A 15,784-nucleotide genomic window follows, 5' to 3' on the forward strand; every position below is an offset into this window, starting at 1 on the left:
GAAGACGTTAACTGAATTTCTCGCAAGCGCTATTGCATTAGACCGACTGGTCTATTACACTCCTTTCCATGAACAAAATCACTGAACACGATACACGCGAACATCTGCTGGCGACTGGCGAACTGCTGTGTATGCAGCGCGGTTTCACCGGTATGGGCTTAAGCGAACTACTGAAAACCGCTGAAGTCCCCAAAGGTTCGTTTTATCACTATTTTCGCTCTAAAGAAGCGTTCGGTGTCGCGATGCTGGAACGCCACTATGCGGCCTATCATCAGCGACTGGCTACGCACTTTGATACGGGGGCAGGAAACTATCGCGACCGCATTCTGGCCTACTATCAGGAAACCCTGAACCAGTTTAGCCAGCACGGCATTATCAGCGGTTGTTTAACCGTAAAACTGTCTGCCGAAGTGTGCGATCTGTCAGAAGATATGCGCACGGCGATGGATAAAGGCGCGCGGCACATTATTGCGCTGTTAGCGCAGGCGCTGGAGAAAGGTCAGGCAAATCATTGTCTGTCCTTTGTTGGCGAGCCGTTACAACAGGCGCAGGTATTGTATGCTCTGTGGCTGGGCGCCAACCTGCAGGCCAAGATTTCTCGTAGCGCCACCCCGCTGGAAAATGCGCTGGCGCACGTTAAAACCATCATTACTACGCCTGCCGTTTAACAGGCGTTTTTATTTCTTTTATTACTAGACGACCGGTCTATTCAGGAGTGCCATATGTCATCTGAAAAACTTTTTTCCCCACTGAAAGTGGGTGCTATTACGGCAGCAAACCGCGTATTCATGGCGCCACTGACGCGTCTGCGCAGCATTGAGCCTGGCGACATCCCTACTCCGCTGATGGCCGAGTATTACCGTCAACGCGCCAGCGCGGGTCTTATCATCAGTGAAGCTACACAGATTTCCGCACAGGCGAAAGGCTATGCGGGGGCACCCGGCTTACACAGCGAAGCGCAAATTGCCGCATGGAAAAAAATCACCGCTGCCGTACATGCGGAGCAAGGTCATATTGCGGTCCAGTTGTGGCATACCGGGCGCATCTCTCACGCCAGTCTGCAGCCCAACGGTCAGGCACCGGTCGCACCTTCCGCGATTAGCGCCGGTACCCGGACCTCGCTTCGTGATGAAAATGGTCTGGCAACACGTGCGGATACCTCAATGCCGCGTGCGCTGGAAACTGAAGAAATTCCCGGCATCGTTAATGACTTCCGTCAGGCGATTGCCAACGCGCGCGAAGCGGGTTTCGACATGGTTGAACTGCACTCCGCTCACGGCTATCTGCTGCACCAGTTCCTGTCGCCAACGTCTAACCAGCGTACCGATCAATACGGCGGCAGCGTCGAAAATCGTGCACGTCTGGTGCTGGAAGTTGTCGATGCCGGTATTAAAGAATGGGGTGCCGATCGCATTGGTATTCGCGTCTCTCCGATTGGTTCATTCCAGAACGTTGACAACGGCCCGAACGAAGAAGCCGATGCGCTGTATCTGATTGAACAACTGGGCAAGCGCGGAATCGCTTACCTGCATATGTCTGAGCCGGACTGGGCTGGCGGCGAGCCGTATTCCGATGCGTTTCGCGAAAAAGTTCGTGCACGTTTCCACGGTCCGATCATTGGTGCGGGTGCCTACACACCTGAAAAAGCAGAAGCACTGATCGAGAAAGGCCTGATCGACGCCGTTGCTTTTGGTCGCGCCTATATCGCTAACCCGGATCTGGTTGCGCGCCTGCAGCGTAAAGCGGAGCTGAATCCGCAACGTGCCGAAAGCTTCTACGGCGGCGGCGCGGAAGGTTACACCGATTATCCTACCCTCTAACGTCACAAACTCCGTTCTGCCATTGATAGCGGCGTAACAACGCCGCTATACTAAAACAACATTTTGAATGTATTAGCCATTTTCGAAGGGGAAAAAGATGCGTTTACTTCATACCATGCTGCGCGTGGGTGACCTGCAGCGTTCCATCGAGTTTTATACCAACGTGCTGGGCATGAAGCTGCTGCGTACCAGCGAAAACCCTGAATACAAATACTCCCTGGCCTTTGTCGGCTACGGCCCTGAAACCAGCGAAGCCGTGATCGAACTGACCTATAACTGGGGTGTCGACAAGTATGAGCTGGGCACTGCCTACGGCCATATCGCCCTGAGCGTAGATAACGCAGCCGAAGCCTGTGAACGTATTCGTCAGAATGGCGGTAACGTCACGCGTGAAGCCGGTCCGGTAAAAGGCGGCACCACCGTAATCGCGTTCGTTGAAGATCCAGACGGTTACAAAATTGAACTGATCGAAGAGAAAGACGCCGGGCGCGGCCTGGGCGACTAACCTCCCCACGGGCGCAGATCGTCTGTGCCCGTAGTTTTATACTCATCATTTTGCCATAATACGCGCTGCAATTTTCCCGTATTAAGAGACCCAGATGTCCGATAACGCTCAACTTTCCGGTCTGTGTGACCGTTTTCGTGGTTTTTATCCTGTCGTCATTGATGTCGAAACCGCAGGGTTCAATGCCAAAACCGATGCGCTGCTTGAGATCGCAGCCATCACACTGAAAATGGATGAACAAGGCTGGCTGATGCCGGACACGACGTTACATTTCCACGTAGAGCCATTTGAAGGCGCGAATTTGCAGCCGGAAGCCCTCGCCTTTAACGGAATTGACCCTAACAATCCGCTACGCGGAGCGGTCAGCGAATATGACGCTCTGCATGCCATCTTTAAACTGGTGCGTAAAGGCATTAAAGACAGCGGCTGCAATCGGGCGATCATGGTGGCGCATAACGCTACGTTCGACCACAGTTTTATGATGGCCGCTGCAGAACGCGCCTCGCTCAAACGTAATCCATTTCATCCGTTCGTTACCTTTGATACTGCGGCCTTAAGCGGCCTGTCTCTGGGGCAAACTGTGTTATCGAAAGCGTGCCTGGCGGCGGGAATGGAATTTGACGGGACTCAAGCGCACTCGGCGCTGTATGACACCGAACGGACGGCCGTGCTGTTTTGCGAAATTGTTAACCGCTGGAAACGTCTCGGCGGCTGGCCTCTTCCCGTACCTGAAGAGGCATAACGGACCGATAAAAAAAGCGACCATCACGAGGTCGCTTTTTTATTTACGCTGATATTATTCAGCGTCCGGCTCTTCGGTTTTGTATTTCGCCGCTGTTTCTTTAATCAGCTGCTGCAACTCACCGCGCTGGTACATTTCGATCAAAATGTCACAGCCGCCAACCAGCTCGCCATCAACCCACAGCTGCGGGAAGGTTGGCCAATTTGCGTATTTCGGCAGCTCGGCGCGAATATCCGGGTTCTGCAGAATATCAACATAAGCAAAGCGTTCACCACAGGCGGACAGCGCCTGCACAGCCTGAGCGGAGAAACCGCAGCTTGGCAGTTTAGGGGAACCTTTCATGTACAGGAGAATCGGGTTTTCAGCGATCTGGCGCTGGATTTTTTCGATAGTGGTGCTCATTATCTTGCTTCCTTAAACTTCTTTTACGGCAGTAGTCTGACATTGTAGCGGGTCAGACAGGCAACGGAAAATAACATTTTCATTACGCGTTATTATTTTATCCCCTGACGCCAAAAGTTGCATTCACAATCTCATTTATCCCCTTAAAGCCTGTGGATTTGATTATTCGTTCACCAACGCCAACTTTAATTGCTGATTTTTTTTGCGGTCGGTTACGAAACGTAGTTTTAAACAAAAAAGCTATTAACTTTCCCTCTTTCTATAGATTAGAATCATCAAGTTTTGAAAATCACACGCAGGCATGATAGACCTGCCTTACCAGAGGATTGCTCAGTGGCGCGGATAAACCGAATCTCGATCACGCTCTGTGCTTTACTTTTTACTACACTGCCCTTTACGCCCATGGCTCATGCTTCCAAGCAGGCCAGGACGACACCTACCCATTCCCACACCATCAAAACGGTAGATAAAAAGAAAAGCGCAACAACCAGCCAAAAAACAACAAAGACCAGCAAGAAAACGTCGACAAAGACCACCAGCAAAACCAGCACCAAAACCGCTTCCTCTTCTAAACATCGTACTGCCGCTCCGGCAAAGTCGACTAAAACAGCAAACCGTCGTGGTAAAAACACCGCAGCACAAACCGCTGCCGTTACCTGGACTGAAAAATGCACGCCGCGCAAAGGCCATAAGCCGCGCTGTGTAAAAGTGAAAACCACCGCACCAACGACGCTGGCTGACGCGCATAAAGTGAAAGTGCAGAAAGCCACTAAAACCGCCATGTCCACGCTGATGAATCAAATCGGCAAGCCTTATCGCTGGGGCGGCACCTCACCAAGAACCGGGTTTGACTGCAGCGGTCTGGTCTATTACGCCTATAAAGATCTGGTGAAATTCCGCATTCCACGTACAGCGAACGAAATGTATCATCTGCGCGATGCTGCGCCGATTGAACGTGGCGAACTGAAAAATGGCGATCTGGTATTTTTCCGTACCCAGGGGCGTGGAACTGCCGATCACGTTGGCGTTTATGTTGGCAACGGTAAGTTTATTCAGTCACCGCGCAGCGGCCAGGAAATTCAAATCACCTCTCTGAGTGAAGATTACTGGCAGCGCCACTATGTGGGCGCTCGTCGGGTAATGACGCCAAAAACAATTCGTTAAAAACTTACCCTACAGTACCTGCTGTAGGGTAAGTTCTTCTTTTGCATAACCTTTCAATTTGCTACCCTATCCTTACTCACAATGAGGCTATTGTGTGTACTCAATACAAATAATAAGGAGAGAAGCAATGTCGTTTGAATTACCTGCATTACCGTATGCCAAAGATGCTCTGGCACCGCACATTTCTGCCGAAACGCTGGAATATCACTATGGCAAACACCATCAAACTTACGTGACTAATCTGAACAACCTGATTAAAGGCACGGCGTTTGAAGGCAAATCACTGGAAGAGATCGTACGTAGCTCTGAAGGCGGTGTATTCAATAACGCAGCACAGGTATGGAACCACACGTTCTACTGGAACTGCCTGGCACCGAACGCAGGTGGCGAACCTACCGGTAAACTGGCCGAAGCAATTGCCGCCTCCTTTGGCAGCTTTGCGGATTTCAAAGCGCAGTTCACCGATGCCGCTATTAAAAACTTCGGTTCTGGCTGGACCTGGCTGGTAAAAGGAACAGATGGCAAACTGGCTATCGTTTCCACCTCCAATGCAGGTACACCGCTGACCACCGACGCGACGCCGCTGATGACCGTTGACGTATGGGAACACGCCTACTACATCGATTATCGCAATGCCCGTCCTGGCTACCTGGAAAACTTCTGGGCGCTGGTGAACTGGGAATTTGTTGCGAAGAACTTCGCAGCATAAAAAAGATGACGCAGAAGGAGAACCCTTCTGCGTTTTAGCATTAATTCGCGGTAGTGAAAGCCTCTTCAGGCTGTTTGCGCGCCGAGATAAAGACCAGCAGCAGCGCAAGCCCCGCCACAATTGCCCCCATCACCGGAACAAAGCTATAGCCCAACCCACCGGAAATCACCGCCCCACCGGCTGCGGCACCCAGAGCATTCCCCAGATTAAACGCGCCAATGTTGACTGACGATGATAATCCAGGCGCTTCGCTGGCAACGCGCATCACGCGCATCTGCAACGGCGGAACGACCGCAAACGTCGCTGCCCCCCAGACCACCATACTAACTGCCGCACCCAGCTCATTACGCGCCAGGAAAGGAATGGCCAGCATAATAATCATCAGCAGCAGTAAAAAGCCTTTCAGCGTACCGTTAACGGAACGGTCAGCCAGTTTGCCACCAAGATAGTTACCGATTGAGAAGCCAACGCCAATCAGCACCAGCATACCGGTCACAAACGCCGGTGTGGCATGGGTAATCGTATGTAACACTGGCGAGATATAGGTATAAAGCGTGAACATCGCCCCGGCTCCCAGAACGGTCGTCAGCAGCGCCGACAGCACCTGCGGACGCATAAGTACCGCCAGTTCGCTACGGACATCCGGGCGCTCTCCCGCCCCACCTTTGGGTAATGAGAAGAACAGGCTGACCATGGCAATGACGCCCAGACCCGCCGTTGCCATAAACGACATACGCCAACCGATGGTTTCACCAAGCCAGGTCGCCGCAGGAACACCGCCGATATTGGCAATGGTCAACCCCATAAACATGGTTGCCACGGCGCTGGCCTGCTTATGTTTGGGTACTACGCTTGCAGCGACAACGGAGCCAAGACCAAAAAATGCCCCATGGTTCAGACTGGTCAAAATACGCGATAACATCAGGGTGGTGTAATCCGGCGAAATAGCCGAAAGCACGTTGCCCAGCGTGAAAATCGCCATCAGGAATATCAACGCATTACGTCGCGCACGATGGGACAGCAGTAATGTCATCAGCGGAGCACCCACCATCACCCCAACCGCATACGCGCTGATTAACATTCCGGCCGCGGGAATCGAGACATCCACACCTTTGGCAATGACGGGCAATAATCCCATTGGCGAAAATTCAGTGGTGCCAATACCAAACGCGCCGATCGCCAGCGCCAGTAAAGGATAATTGAGTTTCATATTTCGACTCCGTAACGTCGAGCCGGGGCGCGACATAAAATAAGAGTCAAAAGCATGACATTGATCGCAAAATTAATAAAGTTAACAAAATTGCAAAAGACTTTTGCTTATTCGCAAACAATCGACGGGAAAGGCAAGCGGAAAGGATGAGGGAGAGCGAACTCCCTCGGGGGAAATCAATGCAGCGCTGCGGTCAGGCCACCCGCGACGATCAAACCCAGAACAATAATGGTAGTCACTAACGAAAATTTCAGATCGGTGCTCATCAAGTTTTCTCCTTTTTATTCCCACACAAAAAGTGATATTGCGCATTTTTACACACTTGAAAGCAAAAATCTCTCACGATTTATATTGATAACTGCTTTTAACTCTTCCCCTTTTCGTTAAGATCAGACAAAATTCCACGCTTACTTGATTAGCGTACCGGCCATTGACCCCTTCCTGACGTTCCGTGTCGTTTTCCCGGCGTGCCGCAACCCTTACGTTGCGCTAAGGGTGTGTTAAGGCAAACGTTTACCTGGAGTATTCTCAGGAGCTTAGGATATGGTCTGGAGTGAGATGTAATGGCAACAATTAAAGATGTAGCGAAGCGAGCAAACGTTTCCACTACAACCGTATCACACGTAATTAACAAGACGCGCTTTGTCGCGGAAGAAACGCGTAATGCTGTCTGGGCGGCGATCAAAGAGCTGCACTATTCTCCGAGCGCCGTGGCGCGCAGCCTGAAGGTGAATCACACCAAGTCTATTGGCTTGCTGGCCACCAGCAGCGAAGCGGCCTATTTCGCTGAAATTATCGAAGCCGTTGAGAAAAACTGTTTCCAGAAAGGCTATACCCTGATTCTGGGTAACGCATGGAACAGTCTCGAAAAACAGCAGGCTTATCTGTCAATGATGGCGCAAAAGCGCGTTGATGGTCTGCTGGTGATGTGTTCAGAGTATCCGGAGTCGCTGCTTTCGATGCTCGAAGAGTACCGCCATATTCCGATGGTCGTCATGGACTGGGGCGAAGCTAAAGCCGACTTTACCGATACGGTCATTGATAACGCCTTCGAAGGCGGTTACATGGCGGGTCGGTATCTGGTAGAACGCGGTCATCGTGAGATTGGCGTGATCCCAGGCCCAATGGAGCGTAATACCGGAGCCGGGCGTCTGGCAGGCTTTATGAAAGCGATGGAAGAAGCGCTGATTAAAGTTCCTGAAAACTGGATTGTGCAGGGCGATTTTGAGCCTGAATCGGGCTATCGCGCCATGCAGCAAATTCTGTCACAGTCGCATCGTCCGACCGCCGTCTTTTGCGGTGGCGATATTATGGCGATGGGTGCGCTGTGCGCCGCTGACGAGATGGGACTGCGCGTACCGCAGGATGTTTCGCTCATCGGTTACGACAACGTGCGCAATGCCCGCTTCTTCACGCCGGCTCTGACGACCATTCACCAGCCTAAAGATTCACTGGGGGAAACGGCCTTCAACATGCTGTTAGACCGTATTGTGAATAAACGTGAAGAGTCGCAGTCTATCGAGGTTCATCCGCGCCTGGTAGAACGCCGCTCCGTTGCCGACGGCCCGTTCCGCGATTACCGTCGTTAAGACTGTTGTGCGGGAGCCTCATCGGGCTCCCGCAGCCATTCCTTATTCAGCGTTTCACTATCCCCTAAATAGTCCAGCAGCCAGCTCAATGCCGGCGACGTATCGTTCTGTTGCCATGTCAGGCAGCATGCGGCATCAGGAAATGGATTCTCCAGCTGTAGCGCGACCCATTTGCCGCTATCAATCCACGGTTTGGCAAAATGCGTCGGTACCATGCCCACGCACAGACCTGCAGATAAACAGGTAGCAGAAGATTCCCAGTCAGGCACCACAACGCGCTTTTGGTTATCCAGCAGCCAGGTAATACGCTTGGGAAGCGTACGCGACGTGTCTTCACGCACCAGCGACGGCCAGTTGCGCAACGTGTCGTCGCTTAGCGGTCCGGGCATTGACGCCAATGGATGATGGCTTGCCACCACGCAGCTCCAGCTCAGCATTCCCATGTCGCGGAAGGTATAGCGCCCCCCCACCGGAATCGCCTGCGTGGCGCCGATTGCCAGCTCAACGCGCCCATCGGACAGCGCATCCCAGACACCGTTAAACACCTCCTGGAAAACCAGCAGTTCCACATCATCAAAATGACGATAGAAATCCACGATCATCTGTCGGGTACGATCCGGGCGGACAATGTTATCTACCGCGATCGCCAACTGCCCGCGCCAGCCGTTGGCAATTTGCTGACATTGCTGGCGGGTGATCTGCATTTTTTTGATAACAGAGCGGCCTTCCTTGAGAAACCATGCACCGGCAGGCGTCAATTCCACGTCCCGATGGCGTCGCTCAAAAAGCGGTACCGCCAGCCACTCTTCCAGTTGACGCACGGTGTAGCTTACCGCCGAGGGTACGCGGTGCAACTCCTGCGCGGCCGAACTAAAGCTACCGTTACGCGCAACCGCATCCACAACTTCAAGTGAATATTCCGACCACATATTCTGCCTACAAAAAATTTAAAATCAGTAAGCAAATATTAGCGTTTCACAGCAAGAATTACACTCACTACACTCAGCGGCATTGTTCTACTGCTAAAAAAAGAGAAATGATGATGCAACCTGGGAAAGGATTTTTAGTCTGGCTGGCGGGTCTTAGCGTACTCGGCTTTCTGGCAACGGATATGTATCTGCCCGCCTTTGCAGCAATTCAGTCCGATCTGCAGACGCCTGCATCTGCCGTCAGCGCCAGCCTTAGCTTATTCTTAGCGGGTTTTGCCGTCGCGCAACTTCTGTGGGGGCCGCTCTCTGACCATTATGGTCGCAAGCCTGTTTTGCTGCTGGGTTTATCCATCTTCGCGCTGGGCAGTCTGGGCATGCTGTGGGTTGAAAATGCCACCGGTCTGCTGGTACTGCGCTTTGTTCAGGCCGTTGGCGTTTGTGCGGCATCGGTTATCTGGCAGGCGCTGGTCACCGATTATTATCCTTCACAAAAAGTAAACCGCATCTTTGCCACCATTATGCCATTGGTCGGGTTATCCCCGGCATTAGCGCCGTTATTAGGCAGTTGGATCCTGGTACATTTTTCCTGGCAGGCCATTTTCGCCACCCTGTTTGCCATTACTCTAATCCTGATGCTTCCGGCTCTGCGCTTAAAACCAACAGCTAAAGCACGCGACGACAGCCAGGATAAACTGACTTTCGCTACCCTGTTGCGCTCAAAAGTTTACCGCGGAAACGTGCTGATTTATGCCGCCTGCTCCGCGAGCTTCTTCGCTTGGCTGACGGGTTCCCCGTTCATCCTCAGCGAAATGGGCTACAGTCCAGCGGTGATTGGCCTGAGTTATGTTCCGCAAACCATCGCTTTCTTAATTGGTGGTTACGGCTGCCGCGCTGCGCTGCAAAAATGGCAGGGCCGTCAGTTGCTGCCCTGGTTACTCATTCTGTATGCCTTTAGCGTAGTGGCCACCTGGGCAACCGGCTTTATTCACCATGTTGCGCTGGCTGAAATCCTCATCCCATTCTGCGTTATGGCGATTGCCAATGGAGCAATCTACCCAATTGTTGTGGCTCAGGCGTTACGTCCTTTCCCACAAGCTACGGGACGCGCAGCGGCATTGCAGAACACACTGCAACTGGGTTTATGCTTCCTGGCAAGTCTTGTGGTTTCCTGGTTGATCGCCACCCCGCTGCTCACCACCACCAGCGTGATGCTGACAACGGTGCTGCTGGCGGCCGCGGGTTACAAAATGCAGTCGCAGAAGGCTAATGCCCCGCACACAGATGATCGGGCGCAAATTGCCCACGGTGAGTCTCACTAGTAATCACCTTTGATAATTGATTAGCCTGCTAATATTTATTGGTTGAATCGTCAAAAATTCAGGCCTATACTGATTTCCGGTTGTTAAAAAAACGATAATTGTTATGTGTTAACGGGGACAAGAACGTTCCCGTTTTCCCATGGATGGTCTTTTCGGCAAGGGTTCCTCCCTTCCTCTGTTCTACGTCGGATTATAGATTCGCGGATTAATTCCGTGAGAGTTCTCACAAAGCCCAAAAAAGCGTCTACGCTATTTTAAGGTTCTGATCACCGACCAGTGATGGAGAAGCTATGAGTTCATCGTGTATAGAAGACGTCAGCGTACCGGATGATGACTGGTACCGCATCACCAATGAATTATTGAGCCGTGCAGGTATTACCATTAATGGTCCGGCACCGGCAGATATTCGCGTAACGAACCCCGATTTTTTCAAACGCGTATTGCAGGAAGGATCGTTAGGGTTGGGCGAAAGTTATATGGATGGCTGGTGGGAATGCGACCGGCTGGACATGTTTTTTTGTAAAGTCCTGCGCGCCGGTCTTGAAAACCAACTCCCCCGCCACTTTAAAGATACGCTCCGTATCGCCACGGCTCGCCTGTTCAATTTACAGACCAAAAAACGTGCGTGGGTCGTCGGCAAAGAACACTACGATTTGGGCAACGATCTCTTTACCCGCATGCTGGACCCTTATATGCAGTATTCCTGCGCCTACTGGAAAGATGCCGATACCCTGGAATCTGCCCAACAGGCGAAGCTAAAAATGATTGCCGAAAAACTGCAGTTGAAGCCAGGCATGCGGGTGCTCGATATTGGCTGCGGCTGGGGCGGCTTATCCCAGTTTATGGCGTCACAATATGGCGTTAGCGTGGTGGGCGTGACCGTTTCGGCAGAACAGCAGAAAATGGCGCAGGCGCGTTGTGCGGGGCTGGATGTCACAATTTTGCTGCAGGATTATCGCGACCTTAACGACAAATTTGATCGCATTGTCTCCGTCGGCATGTTTGAGCATGTGGGGCCGAAGAACTACGCGACTTATTTTGAAGTGGTTGATCGTAATTTAAAACCCGACGGTCTCTTTTTGCTGCATAGCATCGGTTCCAAAAAGACCGACAATAACGTTGATCCGTGGATCAATAAATATATCTTCCCGAACGGCTGTTTACCGTCAGTTCGCCAGATTGCCAACGCCAGCGAGCCGCATTTTGTGATGGAAGACTGGCATAATTTTGGCGCGGATTACGATACAACGTTGATGGCCTGGCACGAGCGTTTCATGAGATCCTGGCCTGAAATCGCCGATAACTATACCGAACGCTTTAAACGGATGTTCAGCTATTACCTGAACGCCTGCGCCGGTGCGTTTCGTGCTCGCGACATTCAGCTGTGGCAGGTGGTTTTTTCCCGCGGCGTTGAACACGGCCTGCGCGTTCCCCGCTAATCGTTATCACCCCCGTGCCAACGGGGGTTTTACACTCTGGCTTAGGCTCCCGCCTCACCCGTTACGTTACTGATGGCGTTTTCACGCGCCGCCAGTACGCGCTCAACGGTATCAACCACCGCCTGGGTTTGAGGATCGATTTCGATATTGACCCGCGCGCCTAACTTTTTCTTACCCAGCGTCGTACGTTCCAGCGTTTCCGGGATCAAATGCACACAGAAACGCGTCGGTGTCACCTCGCCGACCGTCAGACTGATGCCATCAATTCCGATAAATCCTTTGTACAAGATGTATTTCATCAGCGACGGATCCTGAACTTTAAACCACACCTGGCGGTTGTTCTCCGAGGTCAGAATTTTCGACACTTCGGCGGTCGTCATAATATGGCCCGACATTAAATGTCCGCCAATTTCATCACTGAATTTTGCCGCACGCTCAACGTTGACCAAATCCCCAACCTTCAGGTCACCCAGATTGGTGATACGCAGCGTTTCTTTCATCAGATCAAAGCTTATCTGGTTACCGTTGATTTCGGTTACCGTCAGGCAGCACCCATTGTGGGCAACCGATGCGCCGGTCTCCAGCGCATCCAACATATATTCAGGTAACTCCACAACATGCGTACGAAAATTTGGTTTTTCATCAATGGACACCAATTTCGCGGTGCCCTGCACAATACCCGTAAACATACTTCTAACTCCTGAACTGAATTAAGACATCTCTGCACAGCACAATAGCAGGTGGAAATTCAGGTTGCCAGCAATGCGCCGCTACTGCCTGTTTTTTCACTGGAGAATTACGTATTCCTCGCTACAATAGACTGAAATTTCCCCTGCTTTTTCTCCTTGCTGCCATATAAGGCGGCTTTTTTAGTCTCTCAAATAACAACAATATAGTGGTGTACACGTGCAAAAGTATGTAAGTGAAGCGCGTCAGTTATTAGCTCTGGCAATTCCGGTGATTCTTGCGCAAATCGCTCAAACCGCAATGGGATTCGTTGATACCGTCATGGCGGGCGGATACAGCGCCACGGACATGGCGGCCGTCGCCATTGGCACATCTATCTGGCTGCCGGCCATTCTGTTTGGTCACGGACTGCTGCTGGCCTTGACGCCGGTGATTGCGCAACTCAATGGTTCCGGGCGCCGCGATCGTATTGCCCATCAAATACGCCAGGGTTTCTGGCTGGCGGGCAGCGTCTCCATTCTGATTATGATCGTGCTCTGGAACGCGGGATACATTATTCGCTCCATGCATAACATCGACCCGGCACTGGCGGATAAAGCCGTCGGCTACCTCCGTGCGTTGCTGTGGGGCGCGCCGGGGTATTTGTTCTTCCAGGTAGCCCGTAACCAGTGTGAAGGTCTGGCCAAAACCAAACCGGCGATGGTGATGGGATTTCTTGGCCTGCTGGTGAACATTCCTGTTAACTATGTTTTCATTTATGGGCATTTTGGCATGCCGGAACTTGGCGGCGTGGGCTGCGGCGTGGCAACAGCGGCGGTTTACTGGGTGATGTTTATCGCCATGCTGTCATACGTTAAACGCGCACGCTCGATGCGTGATATCCGTAATGAGCGTGGTTTCCAGAAACCGGACACCGCCGTAATGAAGCGCCTGGTACAGCTGGGTTTACCTATCGCGCTGGCGTTATTTTTCGAAGTGACGCTGTTTGCTGTGGTGGCGCTGCTGGTTTCCCCGCTGGGGATTGTCGACGTGGCCGGACACCAGATCGCGCTCAACTTCAGCTCGTTAATGTTCGTCCTGCCGATGTCTCTGGCTGCGGCCGTCACCATTCGAGTCGGTTATCGTCTGGGCCAGGGTTCCACGCTGGATGCGCAAACCGCAGCCAGAACAGGTCTGGGCGTCGGCGTCTGCATGGCGGTTGTGACGGCGATTTTCACCGTGACATTCCGTGAGCACATTGCCCTGCTCTACAACAATAACCCGGAAGTTGTCGCTCTGGCAGCGCAGCTCATGTTACTGGCCGCGGTGTATCAAATATCGGACTCTATCCAGGTTATTGGCAGCGGTATCCTACGTGGTTATAAAGATACGCGTTCCATTTTCTTTATTACCTTTACGGCATACTGGGTACTGGGTCTGCCGAGCGGCTATATTCTGGCGCTGACCGATCTGGTGGTTGACCGGATGGGACCGGCAGGATTCTGGATGGGCTTTATTATCGGCCTGACCTCTGCGGCAGTGTTGATGATGTTGCGGATGCGTTTTCTGCAGCGCCAGCCGTCAGCGGTTATTTTACAACGCGCTGCACGATAATCCCCAAATAGCCGCCATCTGGCGGCTTTTTTATATCCTCAAAACGGGCTGGCGTTTTGGGCCGTCATCCATTCCTGACTGACCGGATGCCTGAAATGCAGTTCACTGGCATGCAGCATCAGTCTCGACGTCCGTTCGGTGCCTGGCAGCAGACGCCCACCATATAAATCGCACCCCAAAATGGGATGCCCCAACTGCTGACAGTGGATCCGCAACTGGTGGGTACGCCCGGTTTCAGGCGTCAGCCGTACCCGCGTCAAAGCGAGTAACATCCCATCTTGCTGGCGATGATGAAAACGCTCAATAACCTGATAGCGCGAGCGCGCGGGTTTACCGTTAATGGCGCAAATCGACATCCGTGGAAACAGCGCCGGGTCCTTGGCAATCGCTGCGTCTATAACGCCTTCATCGTTTTTCAGATGCCCGCACAACAACGCACTATACACCTTGCTTACCGCGCGCTGACTGAACTGCTGGCAAAGCGCGGCGTTGATAGCCTTGTTACGGGCAATCACCATCAGCCCTGACGTCCCAAAATCAAGCCGATGTACCAGCGTACAGCCGGGATAAATTTGTACCAGCCGGTGATGTACCGAATCGAAATTCTGCGGGTTTTTCCCCGACAAGCTAAGCAGTCCGGTGGGTTTATTGATAAGCACCAGATGCTCGTCCTGATAGAGGATCGCTATCTCCTCATGACAAGGCGGGGCAATAAAGGTATCGAGGATCGTAGACATGAGCGGCCAGGATGAAGTGTGGAAACGGATGATAGCGAATTTTTACCACACTAGCGAATCAGGGCGCTTAACCAATGACAATCATTGCATGATAGAGTGTGGGATATCCTGAGTGCGATGTGAGGGTTACACCGTGCAACAAATCGATTTCTACATGGTAGATGCCTTTACCACTACGACGTTTGGCGGTAATGCCGCAGCAGTATGCCCGCTCGATGACTGGTTGCCCGATGAAATATTATTAAAAATGTCGCAGCAGCATAACCAGTCGGAAACCGCTTTTTTTGTCGTTAGTGAGAATGGCTTCGAGCTGCGTTGGTTTACCACGCAAGGCGAAATTAATCTGTGTGGGCATGCCACGCTTGCCGCCGCACATGTCATCTTTGAACATCTGGATTACCCGGAAGCGACCATTCATTTTGCCACCCGTTTTGTGGGGCCACTGACGGTCACGCGCAGCGGTGATTGGCTGACGCTTGATTTTCCTGCCTGGCAAAGCGAACCTGCCGAACCGCCCGCCTTATTGCTGGAAACATTGGGCATCACCGAATATAAAGAAGTGCGCGTCGCGCGCGATTACATGGTCGTGATGGAGAATCAACAGCAGGTTGAGGCTGTGCGCCCGAATATCCACGCCATGATTCCCCTCGGGAAAATGGTATGTATCACCGCGCCGGGTGACGGGGAATACGATTTCGTCAGCCGTTTCTTCTGCCCGGGTGAAGCAGTCGCAGAAGACCCGGTTACAGGTTCGACGCATAGCATGCTGATTCCTTACTGGGCTGCAAAAATGAATAAAACGAAGATGCTGGCGCGCCAGGTCTCTGAACGCGGCGGCGATTTACGCTGCCAGCTGACAGGAACGCGTGTTTATATCGGTGGACAAGCAGTAACTTATCTGACGGGTAAAGTGCTGTTACGCTAGCAGCCTTACCCGAA

Annotated in this window: 17 protein-coding genes; 11 read left to right on the forward strand and 6 right to left on the reverse strand. The window is 52.2% G+C overall.

Translation table 11 applies throughout. The features are described from left to right. Positions 1 to 68: 68 nt before the first annotated feature. The 4 genes from HV229_RS13155 to rnt all read left to right on the forward strand — a co-directional run bounded on the left by HV229_RS13155 (position 69) and on the right by rnt (position 3,067). Complete coding sequence (locus tag HV229_RS13155) at positions 69 to 668, forward strand: TetR/AcrR family transcriptional regulator (protein WP_016152991.1); 600 nt, start codon at positions 69 to 71, stop codon at positions 666 to 668. 54 nt (positions 669 to 722) lie between these two features. Further along, positions 723 to 1,820 (forward strand): alkene reductase, encoded by a 1,098-nt coding sequence (locus tag HV229_RS13160; protein WP_003029197.1) that lies wholly within the window; start codon positions 723 to 725, stop codon positions 1,818 to 1,820. A gap of 97 nt (positions 1,821 to 1,917) precedes the next feature. Continuing rightward, on the forward strand, positions 1,918 to 2,325 hold the full coding sequence (gene gloA / locus HV229_RS13165; protein WP_003029198.1) for a lactoylglutathione lyase: 408 nt from the start codon (positions 1,918 to 1,920) through the stop codon (positions 2,323 to 2,325). Between the two features lie 94 nt (positions 2,326 to 2,419). Then, positions 2,420 to 3,067 carry a ribonuclease T gene (rnt, locus tag HV229_RS13170; protein WP_181545634.1) on the forward strand — a complete coding sequence of 216 codons (648 nt, stop codon included), beginning with the start codon at positions 2,420 to 2,422 and terminating at the stop codon, positions 3,065 to 3,067. Positions 3,068 to 3,121: 54 nt separating this feature from the next. On the opposite strand, the gene grxD is transcribed toward rnt, so the two are convergent. Beyond that, on the reverse strand, positions 3,122 to 3,469 hold the full coding sequence (gene grxD, locus HV229_RS13175; RefSeq protein WP_003832760.1) for a monothiol glutaredoxin 4: 348 nt from the start codon (positions 3,467 to 3,469) through the stop codon (positions 3,122 to 3,124). Positions 3,470 to 3,802: 333 nt separating this feature from the next. On the opposite strand from grxD, the gene HV229_RS13180 reads away from it, so the two are divergent. Together HV229_RS13180 and sodB are read left to right on the forward strand one after the other, a co-directional pair. Then, on the forward strand, positions 3,803 to 4,633 hold the full coding sequence (locus HV229_RS13180) for a C40 family peptidase (RefSeq protein WP_181545635.1): 831 nt from the start codon (positions 3,803 to 3,805) through the stop codon (positions 4,631 to 4,633). Positions 4,634 to 4,760: 127 nt separating this feature from the next. Next, the gene (gene sodB / locus HV229_RS13185) at positions 4,761 to 5,342 is read left to right on the forward strand and encodes a superoxide dismutase [Fe] (RefSeq protein ID WP_016152988.1); all 582 of its coding nucleotides are present in this window, start codon (positions 4,761 to 4,763) and stop codon (positions 5,340 to 5,342) included. 40 nt (positions 5,343 to 5,382) lie between these two features. Here sodB and HV229_RS13190 read toward each other — a convergent pair whose 3' ends face one another. Both HV229_RS13190 and cydH read right to left on the reverse strand, forming a co-directional pair. Continuing rightward, complete coding sequence (locus HV229_RS13190; protein WP_047417654.1) at positions 5,383 to 6,552, reverse strand: MFS transporter; 1,170 nt, start codon at positions 6,550 to 6,552, stop codon at positions 5,383 to 5,385. A 176-nt stretch (positions 6,553 to 6,728) separates the two neighbouring features. Next, complete coding sequence (cydH, locus tag HV229_RS13195) at positions 6,729 to 6,818, reverse strand: cytochrome bd-I accessory subunit CydH (protein WP_003029209.1); 90 nt, start codon at positions 6,816 to 6,818, stop codon at positions 6,729 to 6,731. 297 nt (positions 6,819 to 7,115) lie between these two features. Between cydH and purR the strand changes: the two genes are divergently transcribed. Beyond that, positions 7,116 to 8,141 (forward strand): HTH-type transcriptional repressor PurR, encoded by a 1,026-nt coding sequence (gene purR / locus HV229_RS13200; RefSeq protein ID WP_003832757.1) that lies wholly within the window; start codon positions 7,116 to 7,118, stop codon positions 8,139 to 8,141. On the opposite strand, the gene punR is transcribed toward purR, so the two are convergent. Next, positions 8,138 to 9,070, reverse strand: a complete 933-nt coding sequence (gene punR / locus HV229_RS13205; protein WP_019076726.1) for a DNA-binding transcriptional activator PunR — start codon at positions 9,068 to 9,070, stop codon at positions 8,138 to 8,140. The two genes, purR and punR, sit on opposite strands and share 4 nt — an antisense overlap. A 113-nt stretch (positions 9,071 to 9,183) precedes the next feature. Between punR and punC the strand changes: the two genes are divergently transcribed. Both punC and cfa read left to right on the forward strand, forming a co-directional pair. Then, on the forward strand, positions 9,184 to 10,389 hold the full coding sequence (gene punC, locus HV229_RS13210) for a purine nucleoside transporter PunC (RefSeq protein ID WP_016156423.1): 1,206 nt from the start codon (positions 9,184 to 9,186) through the stop codon (positions 10,387 to 10,389). Between the two features lie 290 nt (positions 10,390 to 10,679). Beyond that, positions 10,680 to 11,828 carry a cyclopropane fatty acyl phospholipid synthase gene (cfa, locus tag HV229_RS13215; protein WP_016152983.1) on the forward strand — a complete coding sequence of 383 codons (1,149 nt, stop codon included), beginning with the start codon at positions 10,680 to 10,682 and terminating at the stop codon, positions 11,826 to 11,828. Between the two features lie 41 nt (positions 11,829 to 11,869). Here cfa and HV229_RS13220 read toward each other — a convergent pair whose 3' ends face one another. Continuing rightward, positions 11,870 to 12,517 (reverse strand): riboflavin synthase, encoded by a 648-nt coding sequence (locus HV229_RS13220; protein ID WP_047417658.1) that lies wholly within the window; start codon positions 12,515 to 12,517, stop codon positions 11,870 to 11,872. Between the two features lie 217 nt (positions 12,518 to 12,734). On the opposite strand from HV229_RS13220, the gene mdtK reads away from it, so the two are divergent. After that, positions 12,735 to 14,108, forward strand: coding sequence for a multidrug efflux MATE transporter MdtK (mdtK, locus tag HV229_RS13225; RefSeq protein ID WP_016152981.1), 1,374 nt, complete (start codon positions 12,735 to 12,737; stop codon positions 14,106 to 14,108). Positions 14,109 to 14,146: 38 nt separating this feature from the next. On the opposite strand, the gene HV229_RS13230 is transcribed toward mdtK, so the two are convergent. Then, complete coding sequence (locus HV229_RS13230) at positions 14,147 to 14,845, reverse strand: RluA family pseudouridine synthase (protein ID WP_181545636.1); 699 nt, start codon at positions 14,843 to 14,845, stop codon at positions 14,147 to 14,149. Between the two features lie 133 nt (positions 14,846 to 14,978). On the opposite strand from HV229_RS13230, the gene HV229_RS13235 reads away from it, so the two are divergent. After that, on the forward strand, positions 14,979 to 15,770 hold the full coding sequence (locus HV229_RS13235; RefSeq protein WP_181545637.1) for a PhzF family phenazine biosynthesis protein: 792 nt from the start codon (positions 14,979 to 14,981) through the stop codon (positions 15,768 to 15,770). Positions 15,771 to 15,784: the final 14 nt, after the last annotated feature.

It is taken from the genome of Citrobacter sp. RHBSTW-00524 (assembly GCF_013747755.1).
Classification (GTDB): domain Bacteria; phylum Pseudomonadota; class Gammaproteobacteria; order Enterobacterales; family Enterobacteriaceae; genus Citrobacter; species Citrobacter braakii.